Here is a 19,785-nt window from a genome sequence, read left to right on the forward strand (position 1 = left end):
CGACGATACCGCAGCTACTCGGGGGGAGCGTGGGCGCGCCGACTCCAGCGGTTCTCGCAGACGAACTCCGACAGCGGGCGGGCGACGGCCCAGCCGTCCAGCTCCAACGCCGGCCGATCGGGGAATTCGGGCACCGGCCCCAGGCACAGGATGGCCACCGGCTCCGCGCCGGGGGGCATGTCGAGCAGGGAGGCCAACAGCTGCGGATCGAACAGCGAAACCCAGCCCATGCCAAGGCCTTCGGAGCGCGCGGCCAGCCACAGGTTCTGGATCGCGCACGACACCGACGCCAGATCCATCTGCGGTAGCGTCCGCCGGCCGAACACGTGTTTCTCACGGTCGTCGCAGAGCGCGACCACCAGCAGCTCGGCGCACTCGAGGATGCCTTCGACTTTCAGCGCCAGAAATTCCCCGGCGCGCTCGCCCAGCGCCGCGGCGGTGAGCGGGCGCTCCGCGTCGACGAGGGCGTGAATGCGCCGCCGCAACGAATCGTCGGTGATCCGGATGAACCGCCAGGGCTGCATCAGACCGACGCTGGGCGCCGCGTGTGCGGCCTGCAGCAGGCGCGCCAGCACGTCCTCGCCCACCACGCCGCCGGGGGAGAACCGGCGCATGTCCCGCCGCTCGGAGATCACCCGGTAGACCGCCCGCCGCTCCTGCGGGCTGAAGGCCTCGTCGCTCACGCGAGCCATCGTAGGAAATCGGCGCTGATCGGAGTGGTCACGGACTATAGGTGACGCCGACCGCGCGGAACACGTACTCGGGCGGCATGTCGAAGGCCAGCGACCGCCGCGGCAGGCCGCTGAGCACATCGGCCGGAATGGCCACCTTGTAGTGCAGTGACAGTTCGCCGCTGAACTTGGGGTCGACGCGCGCGACGTCGACGTCGACCTGCAAACCGGTCGACGATATCTCCACCCGCGCCGAGCCGGACTGCGGCGCGTCCCAGCGGACGTCGACGGTCGGGCCCGCCAGCCGGGGCAGCATGGACAGCGTGGCCAGCACCCGCTCGGAGGTGAACACCAGCGAACCCGTGTAGCTGGCGACGCTGTGCGCCAAGCGCACCCCGGGGATGGCGCCGGAAAAGCGCCGGGTCACCGCGACGTAGTCGGCAAGGAAGATAAGGCCTTCCGCCTCGACCTGCGCGTGCACGTCGTCGGGCAGCTTGCCGATGCCGAACAACCTGCGGACGAATACGGCCATGACGCCAGTATGGACCGGACCCGGCAACACCGTGGTCGGGCCGCCCGACGCCGTGCGGCGCGCGGCCGGTAGCGGCCTGCCACGCGCGCGGTTTGGTCACGAGGCGGTGACCTAACCGGGGCTGAAGTTTTACTTGACCTTGCGCTGTGCGGCTTTGACGATTGAGGTCATGCGCCGACTGCTCACTTCGCTGTCCGCTTCGGCGTGCGCGACTTTCGTGGCGGTGGCCCTGGCGCCGATCGGTGCCGCGGCCGGCGCGCCCTGGTTCGCGAACGCCGTCGGCAATGCCACGCAGGTGGTTTCGGTGATGAGTACCGGTGGATCGAACGCGACGATGGACATCTACCAGCGCACCGCCGCCGGCTGGCAGGCGCTGCGGACCGGGGTTCCCACCCACGTCGGTTCGGCGGGCATGGCACCGCAGGCCAAGAGCGGGGTGCCGGCCACCCCGATGGGCGTCTATACCCTGGACTCGGCCTTCGGCACCGCGCCCAATCCCGGGACCGGGCTGCCGTACACGCAGGTGGGACCCAACCACTGGTGGAGCGGAGACGACCACAGCCCCACCTTCAACTCCATGCAGGTGTGCCAGAAGGCGCAGTGCCCGTTCAACACCGCCGAAAGCGAGAACCTGCAAATCCCGCAGTACAAGCACGCGGTCGTGATGGGCGTCAACAAGAACAAGACGCCGGGCGGCGGTTCGGCGTTCTTCTTCCACACCACCGACGGGAAACCCACCGAGGGATGCGTCGCGGTCGACGACGCTCAGCTGGTGTCGATCATGAAATGGCTGCGGCCCGGCGCGCTCATCGCCATCACCAAGTAGCGGCGGGTCAGTCCAGCGCGCGGCCGGGCTTCACCTTGAAGTCGATGGCGGCCAACGACATCGTCGCCTCGTAGGTCCGGTCGTAGCCGGTCGCGCTGATCTTCCAGCCGTCCTCGGTGCGCCGGTATCGGTCGCGGTAGAAGGCGGCGCCGATCAGCATGAAGTTGAAATCGGCGACGATCACGCGGTCCTGCAGGTACCAGGTGCCCGTGGCCTCGTCGCCGGTCACGCTGATCTCCGGGTGAGTCACCCGGTGTTCGGTAATGACCGCCGGCCCAAGAGATTTGCGCATGAAGTTCACCAGGTCGACGCGATTGGTGAAATGGTGTTCTTCGCCCACCGATGAGCCATAGTCGCCGAGAACGTCCTCGGCCAGCGTGTCGGCGAAGTCGTCCCAGCGCTTGGTGTCCAGCGCGCGCAGATACCGGTACTTGACCTGCTTGATGGCTTCTATGTCGGCGAGTTCGTGAGGGGTCATCAGGTCATTGCAGCACACGGGTGACCATGTCGATCAGGGCCCGTCGTTCCAGGCTCCAGTCGATCGCCGCCCCGGTGACCATCTGCACCAGCACCACACCCCGCAGCGTGGCCCAGATGACTTCGGCCACTCCGGCATTCGCCGGATCGTCGGTGATCAGGCGTCCCAGCTGGCCGATCGCGGCGTTTATCTCCAGCAGGTGCCGCCGCGGCGACTCGCCCCGCCCGCCGCGGGTCGCGCGCAGGATCTCGAAGGCCGCCATCGACGTCGGACTGCTGTAGCAGCTGTACGCCGTGTCGACGACCACCTCGATGCGCTCGCGCAGCGGCAGCTCGCTGACATCGGCCGACGACAGGCTCTCGATCAGCCGGTCCACCCCGTCGTCCACGACGGCCATCAACAGGCCGTTGCGATCGCCGAAGTGATACTGGATGACGCCCCATGTCACGCCCGCGCGTTCGGCGACATGCTTGGCGGTCGCGGCGGCGAAGCCTTCCTCGGAGATGCAGCGGACCGTCTCGTCGATGATTCGCGCGCGGGTGTCGTCGCCGCGCTTGCGCGGCGCGCGGGTGCGCCGGGTGGGGCCGATCGAGCCCCCGGCCGCCGGACCTGCAACAATGGACATTGTTGACTTTATAACATAGTCAGGTCTATTTTTGGCCCGTGAGCCGATCCCGATATGCGCGGTTGACCCGCGAGCAGCTGGCCGTACTGGTTCCCGAACTGCTCCTGATCGGGCAGCTGATCGACCGCTCGGGAATGGCGTGGTGCATCAGCGCATTCGGCAGCGACGAGATGGTGCAGATCGCCATCGAGGAGTGGGCGGGCGCCAGCCCCATCTACACCAGGCGCATGCAGCGGGCGCTGAACTTCGAGGGCGACGACGTGCCGACCATCTTCAAGGGGTTGCAGCTCGACATCGGCGCCCCACCGCAATTCATGGACTTCCGCTACACCGTCCACGACCGCTGGCACGGCGAGTTCCAGCTGGACCACTGCGGTGCGCTGCTCGACGTGGAACCGATGGGGGAGAAGTACGTCTTCGGGATGTGCCACACCATCGAGGACCCGACGTTCGACGCCACCGCGGTGGCGACCAACCCGCGCGCCCAGGTGCGGCCCATCCACCGGCCGCCGCGGACGCCAAAGGATCGTCATCCGCACTGCGCGTGGACGGTGATCATCGACGAGTCCTATCCCGAGGCCCAGAGCATTCCCGCGTTGGACATCGTTCGCCAAACCCGTGCCGCCACATGGGAACTCGATCCGATCGACCGCTCCGACGAGGGTAACGCGGACTACTCCGGCCCGCTGCTGTCCGACTTCGACTTCGCCGGCTTCTCGCATTCGGCGCTGGTCCGGATGGCCGACGAGGTCTGCCTGCAGATGCACCTGCTCTACCTGTCGTTCGCCATCGCGGTGCGGGCGCGCGCCACTGACGAGGCCCAGGCCGTATCGGTCTGCACCCAGGGCCTGACCGGCATCGCGGGCGTGGCCGCCGAGCGCATTCACCGCGCGCTGGGACTCCCGGGCGGCATCGAAGGGGTACTGCAGGTGCTCGAACTGCACCCCCTGCTGAACCCCGCCGGCTACGTCCGCGCGGAAACGGCCGACCGGCTCGTCGTGCACCGCTCACCGGCCCACGACGACGCCGCCTGGATCGCGCTGTGTTCGCCGGAATCCGTGCGGCCGCTGCAGGCGATCGCCACCGCCATCGACCCGCACATCGAGGTCCGGGTCAGCGGCACGAACACCGACTGGACCGCGGAACTGGTCGAAACCGACACCGCGGCACCCGAACTGCCCGAGGTGTCGGTAACGAAAGTCAGCGGCGGGGCGACATTCCAGTTCGAGCCCAGGCGATCGCTGCCGCTGACCGTGGTGTAAGCACGGGCGTCAATTTGTCAAGGGGTAGGGCGTACCACTTCGGTGACGACGTGGCATCGACCGGATACCGATGAGGTTGCAAGCCATCGGTTTTGGGCGTGTCCGCGGCTATGGTTAACGCTGGCCACCGACCCCTATAGACGAAAGTTTTCGCTCTATGTACGACCCACTCGGGTTGTCGATCGGGACCACCAACCTGGTCGCTGCGCGCAATGAAAGCCCACCGGTCATCCGGCGTTCGGTGCTGACTCTCTATCCGCACTGCGCGCCGAAAGTCGGCATTCCCGAGGATACTTCGTACCTGTCCGGGCCCGGCGTGATGATGAAGGGCTTCGTCGAACGCATCGGCGACTCGGTGGCGCTGGTGTCCGCCGACGGGTCCGCGCACGAGCCCGAACTGCTCACGGTGGAGGCGCTGGACGCGATGGTGCGCGCCGTCGGCGCGGACGCGTCCCATTCGGATATCTCCATCGCCGTGCCCGCGTACTGGAAACCCGTTACCGTGCAGGCGTTGCGCGACGGGCTGCGCACGCATCTGGGATTCGTCCGCAGCGGCATGGCGCCCCGGCTGGTCTCGGACGCGATCGCGTCGTTGACCGCGGTGAAGTCCGAGCTCGGCCTGCCCGACGAGGGTGTGGTCGTACTGCTCGATTTCGGTGGCGGAGGTACGTCGGCCACGCTGGTGAATGTGGCGGGCGACTTCGAACTGATCAGCGCGACAATGCGTTACGCGGCCCTGTCCGGCGACGAGATCGACCAGGAGCTGCTGCTGCGGGTGTTCGAGAAACTCGGCCGCGGCAGCGGCATCGACCCGGCCAGCACGGCGGCCGTCGGACAGCTCGGCGCGCTACGCGAACAGTGCCGGCTGGCCAAGGAGCGGCTGTCCACCGACGTGGTCACCGAAATCGCCGCCGAGCTCGGCGAACGCAGCTGCAGCTTCACGCTGAAGCGAGACGATCTCGAAGACCTGATGGCGGACCGGCTGACCGGCTTCATCTACGCCTTGGACGACATGCTCGTGCGCTACCGCACGAACTGGGCCGACCTGGCGGCGGTGGCGACCGTCGGCGGGGGAGCGCACATTCCGCTTGTCGCCGAACGGCTTTCGATCCACGGGCGCATCCCGGTTTTGACGCCGTCGCAACCCGCCCTCGCGGCGGCCTGCGGCGCGTTGCTGCTGGCCTCGCGCGGCGACGAGCTCAGTTTGCGCACGCGGACGTCGATGAGCCTGCTCGCCTCCGCCAACGCCACCGGCAACGTCGTCGACCTCGGGGCCGGTGACGTGCTGGTGATCGACGACGAGGCGCTGACGGATCGCGAGTTGGCCTGGTCGCAGACCGAGTACCCCGGCGACCTGCGGGTGCGGTTCGGCGGCGAAACCTACGACGAAGACGGGCCGTCCGGCTGGTCGATGCGTCTGAACGTGATCGACCCGCCCCCCGACCGGTCGTGGCGCCGACTTCGGTTGTCGCAGTTGATCATCGGTATGTCCGCGCTGGTGGCCATGACGGCGATCGGCGGTGTGGCCTACACGCTGACCGGCATCGAACATCGCCAGGCCCCGCCGGCGCCCAGCGTCGCGCCCCGGCCGGCGCCGCCGGCCAGCCCGCTGGTGCCGCGCACCGTCGCGCCCCCGCCCCCGACGGCCGTGCCGCCCCCGCCCAGCGCCGCGCCAGTGCCCAGCCCCGCACCGCCGCCGCCCGAACCGCCGCCGCCCGTGGTCGTCACCACGCAGGCGCCACCCGTCTACACGCCGCGACACACCGCTCCGCCGGCGACTCAGCAGCCGACCACGACGGCCACGACGACGCCCCCGCCGACGACGACCACGACGACCACGAGCGAAACGCCGCCCCCGCCGTCGACGACCACGACCACCACCACGACGGTGCCGATGACCACCGAGTGGATCCATGTGCCGCTGCTGCCGGTGCCGATACCCGTCCAGGTCCCGCAGACGCAGGCGCCACCGGCGCCGCAGTACACCCCGTATCCGCAGTATCCGCAGTATCCGCAGTACCCGGGCAACTCGCAGAATCCCTTCCTGAGCCCCGGCTACTAGTCCGCGCGTCGCTCCTGCTGAGCGCGGGCCCTGCGAGCGTGTCCGTGCCCGCGCGGGTAGCGTGGTGTCACCCGGTCGGGCAGGGTCTATCCGGCGGTCCCCAGTGGTGGGCCGCGGAGAAAATCAGCGGACTGTGGAGGCGTACGTGGACATCGTGCTTGGGGTCTCGATGGCCCCCGAGACGGTCCGCCTGGTGGTCATCGAGGGCCAGGACGCCGACGGTGTGACCGTCGACCAGGACGAGTTCGAGGTTGCCGCCGCGGGCGAGGACTCGATGGCTACCGGCGCGGTCGAACAGGTGCTTGCAGCGATCGACGGCACCCGGGAAGGCGCGCTCGCGGGTGGCCACGAGCTGGTGTCGACCGGGGTCACCTGGACGGAGTCCGCCGCCGTCGGCGCGCTGCGGGACGCGATGGCCCGCCACGGCATGGCCAACGTGATGCTGGTGTCCCCGTTGCTGGCCGCGGCCGCGTTGGCCCAGACGGTCGGGTCCGCGCTCGACTACGGGCACATCGCGATGCTGTTCGTCGAGCCCGAGACCGCGACGCTGGCCGTCGTCGATATCACCGACGGTTCGATCGTCGACCTGCACCGCCAGCGGCTGGCGAATGCCCGGGAGGCGCCGCCGGCCGCCGAGTTGGCGGCGATGGTCGCCGCCCTCGACGCGCGGGGAGCGCTCGCGGACGGCGTCTTTTTGGTCGGGTGCGGCACGGACATCGTGCCCGTCAAGCCCGCGCTGGAGGCGGCGACCCCGCTCGAGGTGACGGCCCCGGAGGAGCCGGAGATGGCGCTGGCCCGCGGGGCGGCGCTGGCGTCGGCGAACGCGCCGCTGTTCGCCTCGTCCACGGCGGCCCTCGCCTACGCGCTGGACCCGGGCACCGGAGAGGTGATTCCGCGACCCCTCGGCCCGACCTATCTCGACGTCTGGGGAAACGCGGCCGCCGGCGACTTGGCCTACAGCGCCGTCGCCGACGAGGACGACGTGGTCCCGCGTGGTCGCCGGCCGATGTTCCTCGCCGGCAGCGCGCTGGCCGGGATCGCCGCCGTCGTGGCCGGCGTGGTGCTGTTCTCGCTGACCTCCGACCGGCCGGGTTCCAACGCCCCGCAGAACCCGCGGGTCGGCGTCGCCACCCCCGCCAAGCAGGTGCCCGCCCCGGCCCCGGGCCCGCCGCCCGCGGCGCGGCCGCCGGCCCCCGCACCGCCACCGCCGTCACAGGCCCCGACCGCGGTGGCCGCCCCGCAGCCGGCCCCGCCGGTGGCCGAGCGGCCGGCCCCCAAACCCCGGTGCAGGCGCCGCCCGCGGCACCGGTCCACCGGGCGCCGGCCCGGCCGGCCCCGCAGTACACGCCCGCCCCCGTCCAACGGCCGGCTCCCGCGCCGACGCCCGCGGCCCCGCCCCCTCCGCCGCCGGCCGCGCCCCCTCCGCCGGCCGCGCCCGCGCAGCCGCCGATCACGATGTACCTGCACTTCCCGTTCGTCACGGTGCCGATCCCCATCACCCCACCGCCGCCGCCCGGGCGGTGACGACGTGGCGCACGCCCGCGACTGCGCGCACACTGGGCGGTGACGGCATGAGCGGCGAGGAGGTCGCGTGGGCGAATACGGTGCGTTCGGGTTTGATCCCGACGAGTTCGATCGAATGATCCGCGAGGGCAGCGAGGGGCTGCGCGACGTCTTCGAGCGGGTCAGCAGGTTTGTCTCGGCTTCGGGAGCCCGCCCCGGGTGGTCGTCGATCTTCGAGGACCTGTCGCGGCGCCCCCGCCCCCAGCCCGAGACCGCCGGCGAGGCCGGGGACGGCGTCTGGGCCATCTACACGGTGGACGCCGACGGCGGCGCGCACGTCGAACAGGTTTATGCGACCGAGCTCGACGCGCTGCGGGCCAACAAGGACAACGTCGACCCCAAGCGCAGGGTTCGGTTCCTGCCCTACGGCATCGCGGTCAGCGTCCTCGACGGCGATTCGCCCGGCGACGAATCCGGCGAGCCGTCCTAACGCTCAGCCCCGCTCGACGACGTTCGACCCCCCGGAGTTGCTGACCTTCGGCGTGCCCGAATGGTAGGTGACCTTGTTGTTGAAGCCGGAGGCTTCGATGCTGTCGACGGCGTCGACGGTGATCTCGTTTTGCACGCCCGACACGGTGAGGCTCGCGCAGTGGCCGCTGATCACCACGGTGTTGGACACGCCGCTGACGTCGACGACGTTGTCGTTGCAGACGAGCGTCCGGTTCTCGCCGATCCCGGATATCGTCACCTCGCTGCCCGGCGGCGGCGTGGGCGAGGTGGACGTGGACGACCTCGGCGTTTTGGTTCGGGTGGTGGTCGACGGGGCGGTGCCGCCCGGCGTGGTGGACGTCGACGAGGGGCCGAATGGTACGGAGATGGTCGGCGGGGAGCTGATGATCGAGCGGACATGGGAAAGCTGGTGCGCCGCGAAGGCGGCGATGCCCCCGGCCAGGGCCAGCACACCGATGGCGATGACCGTGCCCAGGATCCACCACATGCGGTTGCCCGAGGGTCGTTGCGGGGGCGGGCCCCCGAGCGGGCCGCCGTAGCTCCACGCGGGCGGTGGCGGAGGGCCCGTCGGGCCGGGCGGAGGGCCCGTCGGGCCGGGCGGGTAAGCCGGGGGCGGCGGGTAAGCCGGGGCGGGCGGGAACGCCGAGTCGGCGGGCTGCGCGCTCGCGGCTTCGGAGGCCCGCGCCGCGTCGGCGAGCGGGCGTTCGAGTTCCCGGATCCGGTCCTCCGGGTTGTCGTTTGCTGCCATGCGTTGAATATGCCATTCGCCCGGGTGGTTTCGCGCGGTTCGGTAGTTTCTGCATCGTGCCCGAGTTGCCGAACCGTCAGGTCCTCCTTCGCCGCCGCCCCACCGGGCTGGTCCGGCCCGGTGACACCGAGCTGGTCACGACGCCGGCGCCCGAACCCGCGAAGGGTGAGGCACTGCTGCGCACCACCTACGTCGGGATCGACGCCGCCGCCCGCACGTGGCTCGACGACCAGCCCAGCTACCTGCCGCCGGTGCAACTGGGCGAGGTCATCCGCGCGGCCGGGATCGGCGAGGTGGTCGCGTCGCGCTGCGACGCGTACGCCGTCGGCGACGTCGTCACCACGCTGACCGGCTTCTCCGAGTACGCGATCATCCGCGACGACCTGTTCAGCACGCCTATCCCGGGCGAGGACGATCAACTGGCGATCATGTCGGTGTACGGGCCGACCGGCGCCACCGCGTATTTCGGGATGACCGACATCGGCCGGCCCAAGGCCGGCGAGACCGTCGTGGTCTCGGCGGCCGCGGGGGCCACCGGATCGATCGCCGGGCAGATCGCCAAGATCGCCGGCGCCCGCGTGGTGGGCATCGCCGGCGGGCCGGAGAAGTGCCGGGCGGTGGTCGAGGACTTCGGCTTCGACGCGTGCATCGACTACAAGAACGACGACCTCGCGGCGGCGCTCAAGCAGCACTGCCCGCGGCGCGTCGACGTCTACTTCGACAACGTGGGCGGGCCCATTCTGAACGCGGTGCTGGGCCGGTTGGCCAGCCACGCCCGGGTGGTCCTGTGCGGGGTCATCTCCAGCTACCTGACCGGCGAACACCCCGGACCGGCCAACTACGTGAACCTGCTGTCCAAGACCGCGTTGATGCAGGGATTCAACGCCCTCGACGAGTGGGGGCGCTTCGACGAGGCGTTCGCCGCGCTGCGGCGGTGGGCGGCTGAGGGCCGGCTCAAACACCGGGAGACCGTCTTCGAGGGCATCGAGTCGTGCGTCGACGCCCTCAACGGCCTGTTCACCGGCGTCAACATCGGCAAGACGCTGGTCAAGCTCAGCGAGCCGGCTTCGCGCTGAGCGCCTTTGGCACCGCGCGTTGTTAGCACGGAGAAACATCCCGCCACGACGCGGGTGTGGGGTGCGTGGCACCCCGGCGCGTGATTTCATAACACCGTTTGCGAGAGTTGCCGTGGGGTATCGCGCCAGGGCGGGGCACGGCTTTCACGATTGGTGGTTGTAGATGGATCGTCGCAGCATGATGTTGATGTCGGGGCTCGGCATGCTGGGGGCTGCGATGCGCTTGCCGGGTGCCTGGGCCACCCCGTCGGCGCCCGAGGCGCCGCCGTCGGCCGGTCCCGGTGGCCCTTACGTCTTCGCCGACGAATTCGACGGGCCCGCGGGCTCCGCTCCCGATCCGGGCAAATGGACGATCCAGACGTGGCAGGACGATGTGTATCCGCCCGTTGCGGGCATCTACCGCGACGACCGCCAAAACGTATACCAGGACGGGCATTCCAACCTCGTCCTCTGCGCCACCCACGATGTGCTGAGCAACACCTATTACAGCGGCAAGCTGCGCGGCAACTTCCGCAGCATGATCAACCAGACCTGGGAGGCGCGGATCAAGCTGGACTGCCTGTCTCCCGGCCTGTGGCCCTCGTTCTGGGGTGTCAACGAGGACCCGCTGCCCGACGGCGAGGTCGACATCTTCGAGTGGTACGGCAACGGCCAGTGGGCCCCGGGCACCACCGTCCACGCGGCGTCCAACGGCAAGACCTGGGAGGGCAAATCCATCCCCGGCCTGGTCGACGGCAACTGGCACACCTGGCGAATGCATTGGGGCGAAGAGGGATTCGAGTTCGCGCGGGACGGGGCGGAGTACTTCAAGGTTCCCAACAAGCCCATCCACGTCCACGGCGGCGCCCCGGACGATTTCCGGTGGCCGTTCAACATTCCGGGCTACTGGATGACGCCGATGTTCACCCTCGCCGTCGGCGGTGTCGGTGCGGGCGACCCGGCCGGGGGCACCTTCCCGGCCTCGATGCTGGTCGACTACATCCGCATCTGGTGACTATCGCTGCGCTTTGAGCACCTGCACCAGGTTGAATTGCCAGCGCTCGACGAGCCGGAAGCCCAGGTCGTGCGGGACCGCGAAGGCGGGGGTCACCCCGTAGCGCGGGCCGGGCGGGATCGCAGGCCCCTGCTCGTGCGCCGGCTGTGACGGGTCGGCCTGGGTGATGATCCACACGACGCCGCAGAGGCTCAACGGTTTTGCGACGACCTCAGGGATGAGGTTGGTGTCGAAGACGTCGTTGCGGTCGGTCGCCCGCTGCCACAGGGTGAGGTCGACGAGTTTGCGATAAGCGTCCGGGCGCGCCGCCATCAACGGACGCATCGGGGCGGGCATGAACGTCACCGTGTCGTTCACCAGCAGGCAATCGCCCGGCGCCGCCTTCGCGGTGATCAGATCCGCCACCTGGCTGTAGTCCATCCCGTACTTCGCGTACGGGTTGCGCTGCGCCTGAAGGTAATTCGGGGCACCGGCGACGGCGAAAAGCGCGACGAGGGCCGTCGTCAGCCAAGGCCGGGCGGTGACCGCGGCGGCGCAGACGCCCAGGGTCAGCGCCATTCCCGGTGCCGTGAACGACAGGTAGCGCGGCGTGTAGATCGAGTGCACCAGCGCGGAGTAGAGCAGGATGGCCGCGGTCGGCAGGGCAAGCCAGGCCGCCGCGAGGGCCAGCAATTGCGCGTCACCCCGGGCCAAGCGCGTTGACCGGCTGAGCCACAACGCGATGGCCGTCGCGATCACCAGCGCCGCCAGCACGGCGAACGGGGGGCTGCGCTCGAAATACTGCTGCACCACCACGTCTTCGAGCGTCCGGCGGCCGATCGGGGCGATCCAGCTGATTTGATGCGCTTGGCCGCCCACCGTGACCAGGAACGGCGCCATGGCGCCGACCGCCACCGTCGCCGCGACGGCGAACCGCAGCAAAACCCTTCGTGCACAACGGGACACGATGACGAGGACGAAGTGCGCCGCGACCAACAGCGCGAGGTACACGTCGAGCGCGATCGAGCAGACCAGGGCGACGCCGTAGGCCGCCCACAGCCAACCGGTGTCGCGGCACGCGGCGCGCACGAGCAGCACGGTCAGCCACACGGCGACCATCATCGACAGCGCATAGGGGCGGGCCTCGATGGCCGCCCATGTCGCCCGCGGCAAGATGGCGCAGAAGACCCCGGAGGCGACCGCGACGGTGCGCGACGAGAGCTGCCTGCCCAGCACCACCGTTCCGGCGGCGGCGGCCCCGACGGCCAGCCCGCTCGGCGCGCGCGACCAGAACTCGGTGGGCGGGAAGACCTGAAACCAGGCGTGCATGAGCAGGTAGTAGAGCCCGTGCACGGCGTCGACATTGCCCAGCATCCGCCACAACTGGGCGAGCGAACGGCTGTATGCGGCCGAAATGGTGGCGGCCTCGTCGTACCAGAATGACGGGCGGCCCGCGCCGCCTAGGCTCACCGCGACGGCGAGCAGCCCGACGAGCAGCGGATCCAGCGCGGCCGGCGGGCGGGGAAGCGGGTTCCGCACGCCGCTATGTTGCCAGAGGCGGACCGCGCCCCGGTCGCTGGTCGGCCACCTCGCGGTCAGTTGAGCAGCCAGACGTGCCGGGAGCCGTCGGGGCCCGGGCGGCAGTCCCAGTGGGGTATTCGAACGTATGATCGATCGATGGGGCAGTTCGCGTCCATCGGGTACAACGGCCAACCGGTGCGCAGCCCGTTTCGGGTGGTGCGTCCGCCGATCGCGGTCCTGGTCGACCTGACGGTGCTCTTTCCCCGCCAGCCGCACCGCTCCGGCCGGTATCAGCCCAACGGTCTGCAGCTGCACAAGGTCGTCGAGGGGCTGCTCAGCTGTTGGGGCCTGTGTGAGCAGGGCGACTGGTGGGGGTTGGTCACCTACCCGGTGGCCTACGGCTCCCAGCGCAAGACCGTGACGCACTGGGTGCCCGCCTGGACCCTGCGCCGAAAACCGTTGTGAGGGAGGCCCTTACGCCGGACCCATGCGGCCGGGCCGCGCCAATGCGATGATTGCTGCCCGTGGACGCAAGTTGGGGTTCGGTGCTGACCAAGCTCATCGCATTGGCGGCCGTCATCGCCCTCTCGCCGATCACGGTCATTCCCGCGGTGCTGGTCCTGCACGCGCCGCGGGCGCGCCCGACCAGCCTCGCCTTCCTCGTCGGCTGGGTGCTGGGTCTGGCCGCCCTCACCGCGGTGTTCGTCAGCTCCTCCGGCCTGCTCGGCGGCCTGCACAAGGCGCCACCGACGTGGGCGTCCTGGGTGCGCGTGGCGCTGGGGTCGGCGCTGCTCGCGCTGGCCGCCTACCACTGGCTGACGCGCCATCGGCACGGTGCCATGCCGCGCTGGATGCGCTCGTTCTCGACGCTGAGCCCACGGCGCGCGGGCGTGACCGGGGCGGTGCTGGTGGTGCTGCGACCCGAGGTGCTGATCCTGTGCGCGGCGGCCGGTTTGGCCGTCGGCGGCAGCAGCCTCAGCGCCGCCGGCCAGCTGGTGGCCGCCGCGGTGTTCGTCGTCGTCGCCGCGTCGACGGCCGCCGTCCCGATATTGGCGTACGCCGGCGCCGGTGACCGCCTCGACGACGCGCTGGAACGGCTCAAGGCGTGGATGGAGCAAAACCACGCCATGCTGCTCGCGATCATCCTGGTCCTGATCGGTTTGATGGTGCTCTACAACGGGATTCACGCCCTGTAGATTGCTGCCCATGGCGGCAAGCTGGGGCACCGTGCTCACGGGGCTCGTTCCGCTTGGCCTGGTCATCTCGCTCTCGCCGCTCACGGTCATCCCGGCGGTACTCGTCTTGCAGGCGCCTCGGCCGCGGCCGAGCGGGCTTGCCTTCCTCGGCGGCTGGTTGCTGAGCCTGGCCGCGCTGACGGCGGTTTCCGTCGCGGCCTCCGGCCTGCTCGGCGGACTGGACAAGTCCCCGCCGCGGTGGTCCTCGTGGCTGCGCGTGGTCTTCGGGTCCGCGCTGATCGTGTTCGGCATCTACCGGTGGCTGAACCGGCACGGCCACTCCGAGTCACCGGCCTGGATGCGCTCGTTCGCCAGCATCGCCCCGCGCCGCGCCGGGATGATCGGGGCGGTGCTTGCCGTGGTGCGGCCGGATGTGGCGCTCATCTGCATCCCGGCCGGGTTGGGCATCGGCACCAGCGGGCTCGGCGTTGTCGGTGACTGGGTGGCCGCCGCGTTCTTCGTCGCCATCGCGGCGTCAAGCGTCGCGATCCCGATCTTGGCCTATGCGGCCGCCGGCAGCCGCCTCGACGACACGCTGGCAAGGCTCAAAGACTGGATGGACCGCAACAACGCCGCCCTGCTCGCGGCAGTCCTGGTTCTGATCGGTGCGATGGTGCTCTACCACGGCGTTGACGCCTTATAGCCGCCGTCGGCCAGTCCGGCGTCCTCCTCGAGCCTGTTGACCGCGCCAAAGACATATTCGCGGACCAACTCCCGGCCGTAGTCCCGCAGCATGCCCGCGTAGCCTTTGGCCGCCCACTGCCGGCAGTGACGCTCCTCGTGGTGCAGCACCCGATCCAGGTCGAGGCCGCTCTCGACGAGCCTGCCGTCGGCGTCGACGTGCCACGCATGCCCGGACTCGATGATCCGGCGCAGCCCGCCCGCGGGGTCGGTGACCGCACCCACGTTGACCATGAAGATGTCACCCCAGGTGGTGCCGCCCCGCCGGCAGAATTGCCGCTGGATCCAGTTGCCGCCCAGGCCCATGAGGATACCGTTCGGCGTCGCGGCGAGGCGCCCGCCGTTGCGGTCGACAAACCTGACGTCGCGCGCGTAGCTCCAGCCATTTGCCCTTTGCCGCAACATGATTCGCGTGACTTCGGCGGCGCCGTAGGGCGTCGGGGGGAAATCGGTGCGCCACGCGGCCTCGGCGCCGTAACCGGTGCCCGCGTTCACGATGTAGGCGCTCAGCGCCGCCGCGCGCGCGTCGTCGCCGCTGATGCCGCGGGGCAGGAGGAAAAACGATTTGCCGTCCGGATCCCTGATCTCGACCGTTCGTCCGAGCACCCGAAAGCTGTCCGGTGTGAGGGCGTGCCGCCGGGCGATCTCCGCGACGACGTCCGGGGTCACGCCCCGCCGCGCGGCGTTGTCCCGCCATGCCTGGAAGTAGCCCGGTGCGTCCATATCCGCCAACCAACTTAGGGTGTAGCCAATGAAGAGGCGGCCCTGGCAACGCGCGCGCGGCATCAAACAGATCACCCAGGGGCTGGGCACCCTCGACCGCGAGGTCTTCGAAGCGATCGCCGAGACGCACACCCCGCTGCTGGACGCGGTCATGCCACCGCTGACCCGGGCCGCGGACAACTCCAAGCTGTGGTTCGTCATCGCCGCGGTCCTGATGGCCTCGGGAAAGCAAAGCGCCCAGCGCGGCGCCACGCGCGGCGTCGTGACGCTCGCGGCCACCAGCCTGCTCACCAACCAGGTCGCCAAACGCATACGCCGCCGCACGCGTCCCGGGTACGAACTGGTGCCGCTGGTCAGGCAGGTCGGCCGCCGCCCGACGTCGAACTCCTTCCCGTCGGGCCATTCCGCGAGCGCCGCCGCGTTCGCCGTCGGGGTGGGTCTGGAGAATCCGATGCTGGGTTTCGGGCTGGCGTTGCTGGCCGGGCTGGTCGGGCTGTCGCGGGTGGTGACAGGCGCGCATTACCCGGGCGACGTCATCGCCGGGTTCGGCATCGGGGCGGGGATGGCGGTCCTGGGCGGTCGGCTCGTTCCGCCGATCGTCGAAACCGCCCTGCCAAAGACCGAACCGCTTCGAGTCGCGGCGCCCGAACGGCCCGACGGCGCCGGGGTGGTGCTGGTCATCAATCCGGAATCGGGCAGCGGCACAGGGGCGCGCGTCGTCGACGAGGTACGCGACGCGCTGCCGAAGGTGGACATCCGGGAGCTGGGCCCCGACGACGACCCGGCGGAGGTCTTGCGCGAGGCCGCCGCGCGCGCCGAGGTGATCGCGGTCGGCGGCGGCGACGGGACGGTGGCCACCGCGGCGGGCGTGGCCGTCGAGGCCGGGCTGCCGCTGGCCGTGTTTCCGGCCGGGACCTTCAACCACTTCGCGAAGGACATCGGCTGCGACACCGTGGCCAAGACCGTCGACGCGATCCGCCGCGGCAGCGTGGCATGCGTGGACCTGGTGTGCCTCAACGAAAGTCAGATGGTCCTCAACACGGCGAGCATCGGCGCCTACCCGGCCTTCGTGCAGCAGCGCGAAAAACTGGAGAAACGCGTCGGCAAGCCGTTGGCCGGTCTCTACGCGATGCTGCACACGCTCCGCCACGACGAGCCCGTCCGGATCTCCTACGACAACAAGACGCTGCTGACGTCGCTGTTTTTCCTCGGCAACTCGCTGTACCTGCCGACCGGGTTCGCCCCGTCGCGGCGGACGCGCATGGATGACGGCCTGATCGACGTCCGCATGCTCGAAGCGGGACGGCGGTTCTCGCGCAGCAGGATCCTGGCCGCGCTCGCGCTCGGGCGATTGGAGCGCAGCCCGCTCTATCACGAACTGCAGGTGCCCGAATTCGCCTTCACCGCCGTCGACGGCCCGACGGTCATCGCGTGCGACGGGGAGGTCGGCGACGAATACGAGAAGGCGAGCTTCACCGCCAAATACCGGATCCTTCCGGTGTTCCGCCCCTGCGACTAGGCCCCTTCGGTCAAGTCCCGCACCCGCGCATAGCGTCCCAGCACCTCGGGCGTCGGGTCGGCGGTGTATTCCTCCGTGCGGGGCGGCTTCCACCCCGGCGGTCGCGGCGCCCCGCTGAGCGCCCACGCCGCCTGCCGCGCCGCGCCCAAGGCGACGTACTGCGCGGGGGTCGGCGCCAGCACCGGTACGCCGAACACCGCCGGGGCGATTTCGCGCAGGGCCCGCGACTGGGCGCCACCGCCGATCAGCAGGATGCGGCGCGGGACCACGCCGTGCGCGGTTAGATGAGCGAGGCCGTCGGCCAGCGCGCACAGCAGCCCCTCCACCGCGGCCCTGGCCAGGTTGGCCGGCGTCGCGTTTGCGACGCGGAGTCCATGCAGCGCGCCGGAAGCGTTGGGGCGGTTGGGTGTTCGCTCACCCTGCAGGTAGGGCACCAGGACCAGCCCCGCGCTGCCCGGCGGCGCCGACAGCGCGAGCTCCGACAGCCCGGTGTGGTCGACCCCCAGCATGGCGGCGGCCGCGTCGAGCACCCGCGCGCCGTTGAGCGTGCAGACCAGCGGGAGGTAGCGGCCGGTGCCGTCGGCGAATCCCGCGACGAAGCCAGCCTCGTCGCGGACCGGGTCGGCGGTGACCGCGGCCACCACCCCCGACGTCCCGACCGAGACGATGACGTCGCCCTCGCCGGCGCCGAGGCCCAGCGCCGCGGCGGCGTTGTCCCCGAGCCCCGCGCCGAATGTGGTTGTGCCACTGACGGTTGCGGCCGACGGGCCCAGCACCGCGGGCAGCCGCGGGCGGCGACCACGCATGGCCAGCTCCAGCAGGTCGACGCGGTAGTGGCCGCGCGCGGCGTCGTAGTAACCGGTGCCGCTGGCGTCGCTGCGATCGGTGGTGAGCTCCGCGATGTCGGTGTCGCCGCGCAGCCGCCACGTCAGCCAGTCGTGCGGCAGGCAGACGGCCGCCGTGCGGTCCGCGTGCCGTGGCTCGTGGTCGGCGAGCCAGCGCAGCTTGGCCACCGTGACCGCGGCCAGTGGCACGACGCCGACGGCCTGGGCCCACGCGCCCGGGCCGCCGAGCTCGTCGACGAGCGCGCGCGCCGCGTCCGCCGACCGCAGGTCGTTCCACAGCAGCGCGGGCCGCACCACCCGGCCCGCCCCGTCGAGGCACACCATGCCGTGTTGCTGCGCGCCGACCGCGATCGCCTCCACGCCGTCCAGCCCGCCCGCAGCCGTGATCGCCTCCCGGGCGGCGGCTTCCCATGCGGCCGGGGCGATTTCGGTTCCTTGCGCGTGGCCGGCCGTGCCCTCGCGAACCACCTCGCCGGTCGCGGCATCGCAGATGAGCACCTTGCAGGACTGGGTCGACGAGTCGATGCCGGCGACCAGCGTCATTCGCCGGCCTCGACGAGGTCGCGCAGCGTGGCGCGCGCACCGCGGCGGTGCAGCGAGTCCAACGCCCACAGGTACGCGCTGAGGAAGCGCGGCTGGTCGACGAGGTCACCGAACACCGCGCGGTTGGCCAGGAACGCGGCCGGGTGGTCGCGCTGGGAGCGGGCGATCGGCACGAGCGCGTCGGCGAGCCGGTCCACCACGTCGATAGGCCGGCCCTCTTCGTCGACGCCCTCGGCGTAGCGAGCCCAGCTCGCGACGATCGCCGCGGACAGCCGTACCGGTCCGCCGCGTCGCAGGTTGTCGGCGACCACCGGCAGCAGCCACTTCGGGATGCGATCGGACGAGTCGGCGCACAGCCGGGCCACCGTGTCGCGCACGTAGGCGTTGGCGAAGCGGGGGATGAGTCCTTCTTTGAAGTCGGTCAGCCCCGGGACCCGCGCGAGGGTCGGCATCGCCTCGCATTCCAGGTAGCGGGTTAGGAATTCGGCGATCAACGGATCCTGGGCGGCTTCGTGCACCAGCCGATACCCGGCCAGGTAGCCGAAGTAACACAGGCCCTGGTGGCCGGCGTTGAGCAGCCTCAGCTTCATCGCCTCGTAAGGCGACACGTCGTCGACGAGCCGGACGCCCGCCTTATCCAGCGGCGGGCGGCCGTCGGCGAAGTCGTCCTGCAGCACCCACATGGCGAACGGCTCGGCGACCACCGGCCACGCGTCCCGCACACCGAATTCGGCGTCGAGCCGCTCAATCGCGGCCGGAGGGGTTGCCGGGGTGATCCGGTCGACCATCGAGTTGGGGAACTTGGTGTGCTCGCGCATCCAGTGTGCGAGTTCGGGATTGAGCCGTTCGGCGCACGACGTGAACGCGCGCCGCGCCGCGCTGCCGTTCTCGACGATGTTGTCGCACGACACGATCGTGGGGGAGGGGAGGCCGCGCTCCCGGCGCCGGTTCAGGCCCTCGGCCACCAGGGGGAACACGTCGCTCAGCGGCGGGTGGTAGCCGCCTTCGGTGATGGTGAGCGAGACGATCCGGGTGCCCGGGCTGGCGAGGAGTTCGATGACCGCCTCGGGATCGTCGGGCGCATACCGGTAGTCGACGATGGAGCCGATGACGCGCGGCTGCCGGCTGCCGTCGGGGTGTTCGAGGATCAGCGTGTACAAGTGGTCCTGGGCGCGCAGCACGTCGCGCATGCGCCGGTCGCCCGGCAGCACGCCGACACCGCAGATCCCCCAGTCCCGGGCCAGCCCGTCGTTGAGCAGCCTGTCGATGTACATGGCCTGATGGGAGCGGTGAAAGCCGCCAACGCCGAAATGCACTATGCCGACGCCCATTCGGCTGCGATCGTAGGCCGGGACGGGAATGCTGAGTGCGCTCAGGTTGCGCGCGTTCAGCTCCATTGAAGCGTCACCTCAGCCTCGGCCGTCGTGGCCGCGTCGTGCCGACATCACCCCG

General features: G+C 70.4%; 19 protein-coding genes and 1 pseudogene. 11 read left to right on the plus strand and 9 right to left on the minus strand.

All coding sequences use genetic code 11. From position 1 onward, the window contains the following. Positions 1–14: 14 nt before the first annotated feature. Together bluB and KXD96_RS05495 are read right to left on the minus strand one after the other, a co-directional pair. The gene (bluB, locus tag KXD96_RS05490; protein ID WP_260743440.1) at positions 15–692 is read right to left on the minus strand and encodes a 5,6-dimethylbenzimidazole synthase; all 678 of its coding nucleotides are present in this window, start codon (positions 690–692) and stop codon (positions 15–17) included. Between the two features lie 28 nt (positions 693–720). Further along, positions 721–1,203 (minus strand): hypothetical protein, encoded by a 483-nt coding sequence (locus KXD96_RS05495; RefSeq protein WP_260743441.1) that lies wholly within the window; start codon positions 1,201–1,203, stop codon positions 721–723. Between the two features lie 169 nt (positions 1,204–1,372). On the opposite strand from KXD96_RS05495, the gene KXD96_RS05500 reads away from it, so the two are divergent. After that, positions 1,373–2,029, plus strand: a complete 657-nt coding sequence (locus KXD96_RS05500) for a L,D-transpeptidase (RefSeq protein ID WP_260743442.1) — start codon at positions 1,373–1,375, stop codon at positions 2,027–2,029. Positions 2,030–2,036: 7 nt separating this feature from the next. On the opposite strand, the gene KXD96_RS05505 is transcribed toward KXD96_RS05500, so the two are convergent. Then, positions 2,037–2,525: a nuclear transport factor 2 family protein gene (locus tag KXD96_RS05505; RefSeq protein WP_260743443.1), complete on the minus strand. Its 489-nt coding sequence runs from the start codon at positions 2,523–2,525 to the stop codon at positions 2,037–2,039. Beyond that, positions 2,512–3,132 carry a TetR/AcrR family transcriptional regulator gene (locus tag KXD96_RS05510; protein WP_260743444.1) on the minus strand — a complete coding sequence of 207 codons (621 nt, stop codon included), beginning with the start codon at positions 3,130–3,132 and terminating at the stop codon, positions 2,512–2,514. Before KXD96_RS05510 ends, KXD96_RS05505 begins: the two co-directional genes overlap by 14 nt. A 38-nt stretch (positions 3,133–3,170) precedes the next feature. Between KXD96_RS05510 and KXD96_RS05515 the strand changes: the two genes are divergently transcribed. The 4 genes and pseudogenes from KXD96_RS05515 (at position 3,171) to KXD96_RS05530 (ending at position 8,449) form a co-directional block, all read left to right on the plus strand. Continuing rightward, positions 3,171–4,394 (plus strand): hypothetical protein, encoded by a 1,224-nt coding sequence (locus KXD96_RS05515; protein ID WP_260743445.1) that lies wholly within the window; start codon positions 3,171–3,173, stop codon positions 4,392–4,394. 157 nt (positions 4,395–4,551) lie between these two features. Further along, positions 4,552–6,456: an Hsp70 family protein gene (locus KXD96_RS05520; RefSeq protein WP_260743446.1), complete on the plus strand. Its 1,905-nt coding sequence runs from the start codon at positions 4,552–4,554 to the stop codon at positions 6,454–6,456. 145 nt (positions 6,457–6,601) lie between these two features. Beyond that, positions 6,602–7,980: pseudogene (locus tag KXD96_RS05525) on the plus strand (hypothetical protein). A 67-nt stretch (positions 7,981–8,047) separates the two neighbouring features. Next, a complete protein-coding gene (locus KXD96_RS05530; RefSeq protein ID WP_260743449.1) occupies positions 8,048–8,449 on the plus strand; it encodes a hypothetical protein in 402 nt (133 codons plus the stop codon). A gap of 3 nt (positions 8,450–8,452) precedes the next feature. Here the strand turns inward: KXD96_RS05530 and KXD96_RS05535 are convergent, their stop codons facing one another. Next, positions 8,453–9,217, minus strand: a complete 765-nt coding sequence (locus tag KXD96_RS05535) for a DUF3060 domain-containing protein (protein WP_260743450.1) — start codon at positions 9,215–9,217, stop codon at positions 8,453–8,455. A 56-nt stretch (positions 9,218–9,273) separates the two neighbouring features. On the opposite strand from KXD96_RS05535, the gene KXD96_RS05540 reads away from it, so the two are divergent. Together KXD96_RS05540 and KXD96_RS05545 are read left to right on the plus strand one after the other, a co-directional pair. Next, on the plus strand, positions 9,274–10,293 hold the full coding sequence (locus KXD96_RS05540; RefSeq protein ID WP_260743451.1) for an NADP-dependent oxidoreductase: 1,020 nt from the start codon (positions 9,274–9,276) through the stop codon (positions 10,291–10,293). Positions 10,294–10,456: 163 nt separating this feature from the next. Further along, positions 10,457–11,287, plus strand: a complete 831-nt coding sequence (locus KXD96_RS05545) for a glycoside hydrolase family 16 protein (protein ID WP_260743453.1) — start codon at positions 10,457–10,459, stop codon at positions 11,285–11,287. Here KXD96_RS05545 and KXD96_RS05550 read toward each other — a convergent pair whose 3' ends face one another. Beyond that, complete coding sequence (locus KXD96_RS05550; RefSeq protein ID WP_260743454.1) at positions 11,288–12,805, minus strand: glycosyltransferase family 39 protein; 1,518 nt, start codon at positions 12,803–12,805, stop codon at positions 11,288–11,290. It lies immediately after the preceding gene. A gap of 138 nt (positions 12,806–12,943) precedes the next feature. Here KXD96_RS05550 and KXD96_RS05555 point away from each other — a divergent pair, with 138 nt between their 5' ends. From KXD96_RS05555 to KXD96_RS05565, 3 genes are all read left to right on the plus strand, one after another. Continuing rightward, a complete protein-coding gene (locus KXD96_RS05555) occupies positions 12,944–13,252 on the plus strand; it encodes a hypothetical protein (RefSeq protein WP_260743456.1) in 309 nt (102 codons plus the stop codon). 80 nt (positions 13,253–13,332) lie between these two features. After that, positions 13,333–13,983, plus strand: a complete 651-nt coding sequence (locus KXD96_RS05560) for a GAP family protein (RefSeq protein WP_260745230.1) — start codon at positions 13,333–13,335, stop codon at positions 13,981–13,983. A 10-nt stretch (positions 13,984–13,993) separates the two neighbouring features. Continuing rightward, a complete protein-coding gene (locus KXD96_RS05565; RefSeq protein WP_260743458.1) occupies positions 13,994–14,665 on the plus strand; it encodes a GAP family protein in 672 nt (223 codons plus the stop codon). Here KXD96_RS05565 and KXD96_RS05570 read toward each other — a convergent pair. Next, the gene (locus tag KXD96_RS05570) at positions 14,641–15,426 is read right to left on the minus strand and encodes a hypothetical protein (protein WP_260745232.1); all 786 of its coding nucleotides are present in this window, start codon (positions 15,424–15,426) and stop codon (positions 14,641–14,643) included. The genes KXD96_RS05565 and KXD96_RS05570 overlap by 25 nt on opposite strands. A gap of 28 nt (positions 15,427–15,454) precedes the next feature. Here KXD96_RS05570 and KXD96_RS05575 point away from each other — a divergent pair, with 28 nt between their 5' ends. Then, positions 15,455–16,945 carry a bifunctional phosphatase PAP2/diacylglycerol kinase family protein gene (locus tag KXD96_RS05575; protein ID WP_260743459.1) on the plus strand — a complete coding sequence of 497 codons (1,491 nt, stop codon included), beginning with the start codon at positions 15,455–15,457 and terminating at the stop codon, positions 16,943–16,945. Here KXD96_RS05575 and KXD96_RS05580 read toward each other — a convergent pair. Both KXD96_RS05580 and KXD96_RS05585 read right to left on the minus strand, forming a co-directional pair. Continuing rightward, positions 16,942–18,333, minus strand: coding sequence for an FGGY family carbohydrate kinase (locus tag KXD96_RS05580; protein ID WP_260743461.1), 1,392 nt, complete (start codon positions 18,331–18,333; stop codon positions 16,942–16,944). The genes KXD96_RS05575 and KXD96_RS05580 overlap by 4 nt on opposite strands. After that, entirely contained in the window at positions 18,330–19,730 is a 1,401-nt protein-coding gene (locus tag KXD96_RS05585) for a mannitol dehydrogenase family protein (RefSeq protein ID WP_260743463.1), read from the minus strand. Before KXD96_RS05585 ends, KXD96_RS05580 begins: the two co-directional genes overlap by 4 nt. Positions 19,731–19,785: the final 55 nt, after the last annotated feature.

It is taken from the genome of Mycobacterium sp. SMC-2 (assembly GCF_025263485.1).
GTDB lineage: Bacteria > Actinomycetota > Actinomycetes > Mycobacteriales > Mycobacteriaceae > Mycobacterium.